The following is a 4895-nucleotide window of genomic DNA, read 5'->3' as shown; positions in this document are numbered from 1 at the left end:
GTGCAGGACCACGTCCTCGTCCCAGTTAAAGTCCACCCGGTGGTCCCCGCCGATCCGGAGTTCGGCGTCGAGTGCTGCGGCAGCAACCTGGTCATCGGCGGTGGAGGTGTCCACCGTTTCCGGGTCCAGGCCCTGGAGTCCCAGGACCACTGCCTTGTCGGAGCCGTGGCCGCGCCCGGTGGCACCGAGGGAGCCGAACAGTTCCGCCTGGACCCGTGTGGTTGAGCTCAGCAGCCCACCGCCCTTGAGGCCGTCGGCGAACTGCTTCGCCGCCCGCATCGGGCCGACCGTGTGTGACGACGACGGCCCGATGCCAACGGAGAAAAGGTCCAGGGCGCTGAGCGCCATCAGGGCACCTCGGGGGAAGCGTACTCCCTCATCGCATCCAGGAGCCACCGGCCCAGGAAGTCGGCGAAGGAGGCCCGGGGGAAGAGCCTGTAGCTTTCCTCCCCGGTCTTCTGGAGGACTACCGGGATGTTGCCAACCTCGGTGGCCAGGGCTGTCCCCGCGGTGAAGCTGCGGGGGTGCAGGTCCAGGGCGCAGCCCTTCTCCAGGACCGCACGGGCGCGCGGTCCGGAGAGCTCGAACGTGGTGCGGTTGGCGGAGAGGTCCACCACCTGGCCCGGGGCTTCGCCCAGTGCTTCCACGAGGGAACCGATGAAGTTGCCGCCCAGGGAGTCGTGGGCCTGTTCCGGCGCCACGGCCATGAACTCGGAGGGTCCGAGCCAGAGGACGCTGATGCTGTCCGTTCCGGTCACGTCGCCGCAGCGTGCCGGCAGGCCGCCGGTCACGGCTGCGATCCGTGCGCCTTCTTCGGAGCGGGGGTCAACGCGGATCCCGGCCATGGTCTGGAAGGGGCCTTCGTTGAGTACCACCTTGCCCGGGACCGAGCCGGCCTCCAGTGCGGGGGCCAGGTGCGAGGCGGGGCTGCGGCGGATGTCCCGGAGTCCATTGATGCCAGTCAGTGCTGCTGTATTAGCCATCTTTGCGGGTCCCTTCGGGGTCAAAAAGTACGGTTTCGGCGATAACGACATCAAGCAGCTGGTCACCGGCAGCGGCCACGAGGGTCTCGCCGATGCGGTTGCGGCCGTTCTTGATCAGTGCCAGGCCAAAGGAGCGGCCCAGGGCGGCGCTGTGGTAGCTCGAGGTCACGAAGCCCTGCATGGGAACCGGACCGTAGGCGGGGGTGGTGGGGATGCCCTTTTCCACGAGCTGGGTGCCTTCCGGAAGCCGGAAGGAGCCGTCCACGGGCAGCACGCTGACCAGGTGCTTGCGGTCCTCGCGCTGGGCGTCGGCCCGGGCGTAGGAACGTTTGCCGATGAAGTCCTTGGCCTTGGAAACAATCCATTCCATGCCCGCATCCTGCGGGGTGACGGTGCCGTCGGTGTCCTGCCCGACGATCGGGTAGCCCTTTTCGGCGCGGAGCACGTGCATGGTCTCGGTGCCGTAGGGGGTGATGTTGAACTCTGCGCCCGCTGCCGCCACGGCTTCCCAGGTGTTCAGCCCGTACCAGGACGGCACGTTGATTTCGTAGGCCAGCTCACCGGAGAACGAGATCCGGCAGACCCGGGCCTGGACGCCGGAGGCGAGGGTGGTTTCGCGGAAGGTCATGAACGGGAAGTTTTCCGCTTCCAGCCCGCCGTTGGCGGCGAGCTCGGGAGCGATCTTCGCCAGCACGGCGCGGGACTTGGGTCCGACGACGGCAATGGTGGACCACTGTTCGGTCACCGAGGTGCAGTGCACGTCCAGTTCCGGCCATTCGGTCTGCAGCCATTCTTCCAGCCAGTCCAGGACCTTTGCGGCGCCGCCGGTGGTGGTGGTCATGAAGTAGCGGTCGTCGTCGAGACGGAGGGTAACGCCGTCGTCGAAGATCATGCCGTCAGCCATGCACATCACGCCGTAGCGGGCCGAACCCGGGGCGAGCTTCTTGAACGCGTTGGTGTAGATCCGGTTGAGGAACTCACCGGCGTCCTTGCCTCGGATTTCGATCTTGCCCAGGGTGGTGGCGTCCATGAAGCCCACGGAGTCGCGGACGGCGGCGCATTCGCGCAGCACGGCTGCGTCCATGTCCTCGCCGGCCTGCGGGTAGTACCAGGGGCGCTTCCACTGTCCGACGTCCTCGAACAGGGCGTCCTTGGCGACGTGCCACGGGTGGATCGAGGTGACGCGGGCGGGGTCGAACAGTTCGCCGCGCTGGCGTCCGGCGAGTGCCGCGAATGCCACCGGGGTGAACGGTGCGCGGTAGGTGGTGGTGCCGATGTCGCCGATGCCGCGGGAGGCTTCGCCGGCCGTGCGGAGTGCGGCGGCGATGACGCCGATCGCGTTGACGCCGGAGGTCTTGCCCTGATCGTTGGCAGTGCTGATGGAGGTGTAGCGCTTGATGTGCTCCACGGACCGCATTCCGGCTCCGGTGGAACGCAGCACGTCAGCCACTGACTGGTCGCGCTGGAAGTCCACGAAGTGGTGGTGCCAGTCGTCCGGCGTGCCCGCCTGGCCCGGGACCAGCCACAGCTGCCGGGTCGGTGCGGAGGCCTTCGGCTCACCGAACGTGACCGGCTTTGTGGCGGATTCGAAGCCTGCTGCGATCGCTGCCGAAGCGCCGGCGGAGATGCCCTCGGCCAGGACGTCCGCCAGTTCGAAGCTGCCGCGGCCGGAGCCGATGGTCTGCTGGTTCGGGACCACGGTGCTCGGCACAAAAGCTGCCAGCTCGTCGTCCCAGCGCAGTTTGCCCTGGCGCTGGGAGTGGAGGTGCACCAGCGGGCTCCAGCCACCGGAAACTGCCAGCAGATCGCAGGCGATCTCTTCGACGCCGGAGGTGAGTTCGCCGTCGTCGTTGATGCTGCGGACGGTGACGGCGTTCAGCCGGCCGTCTTCACCCGCACCTGTGTTGGCGACGGCGCTGCCGATCAGCACGCGGGTGCCGGCTTCGACGGCGGCCGTGGCCACTGCGGTGAGCTGGGGGCGGGCGTCGACGACGGCTGCTACCTTGACGCCGGCGGCGCGGAGGTCGGCGGCCAGGGCGTAGGCGCTGTCGTTGGTGGTGCTGATGACAACGCGCTGCCCGGCGGCCACTGCGTAGCGGTTCAGGTAGCTGCGCACGGCGGAGGCGAGGATGATGCCCGGCCGGTCGTTGTTCTCGAAGACCAGCGGGCGTTCGTGGGCGCCGGGAGCCAGGACAACCTGCTTGGCACGGACGTGCCAGATACGCTGCCGGGAGACGCCGGTGGCGGCCGGGCTGGACAGGTGGTCGGTGCGGTTCTGGACGGCGATGACGTAGTTGGCGTCGTAGGCGCCGAAGGCGGAGGTCCTGTTCAGGACGGTGGCCTCGGCTCCGGATACCAGTTCCGCTTCCACATCGGCAACCCATTCCAGCGCCGGCTTGCCTTCGATGGTCTCGGCCAGCTCAGGGGCGGTGGAGCCGGAGAGCAGCGATCCGCCGAGTTCGGGCTGGTCGTCCATGAGGATGACGCGGGCGCCGGTGCGGACTGCCTCACGGGCTGCGGCGAGGCCGGCGGGGCCGCCGCCGATGACCAGGACGTCGGTGTGGACGTACTTCTTGTCGTATTCGGCGTGGTCTTCCTCCGGGTCCAGCTTGCCCAGGCCGTTGAGCAGTTCCGCCTTCAGGCCGTCCACCAGGGTGACGGTGGTGGCGGGGAGCATGGACTCTGCGACGTCGCCGGGGAAGCGCGGGGAGATCTTGACCATCGCGTTGGATTCCTCCACGCCGGCGGACATGATGCCGCGGGCGCGGTCCTCGTAGAGCGAGTTGCCGGCGGCGATGCGGCCGTTGGCGATCAGGGCCGAGGCGAGGGTGTCGCCGGGGTGGCCCGTGAATTCCTCGCCGTCCACGGTGAATCGCCAGGAGATGGTGCGGTCGATGCGTCCGCCGGAGGCGAGGCGGGCGTTCTGGGAAGTCACTTGGTTGCTCCCTTCGGGGCGGTGGTGCTGGTGCCGGAGATGCTGGGTGCGGCGTTCCCGGTGGTGGTGCTGTCAGCGGCGGTGCTGGCAGTGCCTGATTCGGGGGCCGCCCTGACCGTCAGGTCAGGCCGGGGCGTCCCCATCGGGTAGATCGCCTGGATGTCGTAGGTGACGGTGTCGCGGAGCATGTTGAACCACTGGCGGCAGCCGGTGCTGTGCAGCCAGCGCTCGGCGAAGATGCCCTTGGGGTTGTCCCGGTAGAACAGGAAGTGTGCCCATTCCTTGTCGTTCAGCTCGTTCGGGTTCTCCGGGTAGGCCACGTGGGCCTGGCCGCCGTAATGGAACTCGGTCTCGTCGCGCGAGCCGCAGTTGGGGCATGCGATAAGCAGCATGTGCGTCTTCTTTCTCTGTGTGCAGGGTCGCCGGCGGCGGCTAGTGGGCGACGGCGGCTGCGCCGTGTTCGTCGATGAGGGCTCCGGTTTCGAAGCGTTCCAGCGCGAACGGCTTGTTCAGCTGGTGCGGTGTGCCGGTGGCGATGTTGTGGGCGAAGGTGAGGCCTGCAGCGGGGGTGGCCTTGAATCCGCCGGTGCCCCAGCCGCAGTTCACGAACATGTTCTCCACGGGGGTGTTGCCCACGATGGGTGAAGCGTCCAGGGTGGTGTCCACGATGCCGCCCCAGGTCCGGAGCACGTGCGCCCGGGCAAAGATGGGGAAGAGCTCGACGGCGGCTGCCATCTGGTGCTCGATCACGTGGAAGGACCCGCGCTGGCCGTAGCCGTTGTAGGAGTCCACGCCGGCGCCCATGACCAGTTCGCCCTTGTGGGCCTGGGAAACGTAGACGTGCACGTGGTTGGACATGACCACCGTGGGGTGGACCGGTTCGTGCAGCTCAGAGACCAGTGCCTGGAGCGGGTGGGACTGGATGGGGAGCTCGAAGCCGGCCATTTCAGCCAGGACCGAGCTGTGCCCGGCCGCAG

The 4895-nt window shown here is 68.1% G+C and carries 5 protein-coding genes; all 5 read right to left on the bottom strand.

The features are described from left to right. Positions 1-348 (bottom strand): serine dehydratase beta chain (locus DBR22_RS04080; protein WP_308810177.1); only part of this gene is annotated, 348 nt, incomplete at its 3' end. Next, positions 348-983: a sarcosine oxidase subunit gamma gene (locus DBR22_RS04075; RefSeq protein ID WP_108597904.1), complete on the bottom strand. Its 636-nt coding sequence runs from the start codon at positions 981-983 to the stop codon at positions 348-350. The genes DBR22_RS04080 and DBR22_RS04075, both read right to left, overlap by 1 nt. After that, a complete protein-coding gene (locus tag DBR22_RS04070; protein WP_108597903.1) occupies positions 976-3918 on the bottom strand; it encodes a sarcosine oxidase subunit alpha family protein in 2943 nt (980 codons plus the stop codon). Before DBR22_RS04070 ends, DBR22_RS04075 begins: the two co-directional genes overlap by 8 nt. After that, positions 3915-4310, bottom strand: a complete 396-nt coding sequence (locus DBR22_RS04065) for a sarcosine oxidase subunit delta (RefSeq protein ID WP_108597902.1) — start codon at positions 4308-4310, stop codon at positions 3915-3917. The genes DBR22_RS04070 and DBR22_RS04065 overlap by 4 nt, the downstream gene beginning before the upstream one ends. A gap of 40 nt (positions 4311-4350) precedes the next feature. Then, positions 4351-4895: FAD-dependent oxidoreductase (locus DBR22_RS04060; protein ID WP_146187369.1), on the bottom strand; the 545-nt coding region annotated here is incomplete at its 5' end.

It is taken from the genome of Arthrobacter sp. HMWF013, assembly GCF_003061105.1.
Lineage (GTDB): Bacteria > Actinomycetota > Actinomycetes > Actinomycetales > Micrococcaceae > Arthrobacter.
This window is presented reverse-complemented; position numbering and strand designations above follow the sequence as displayed.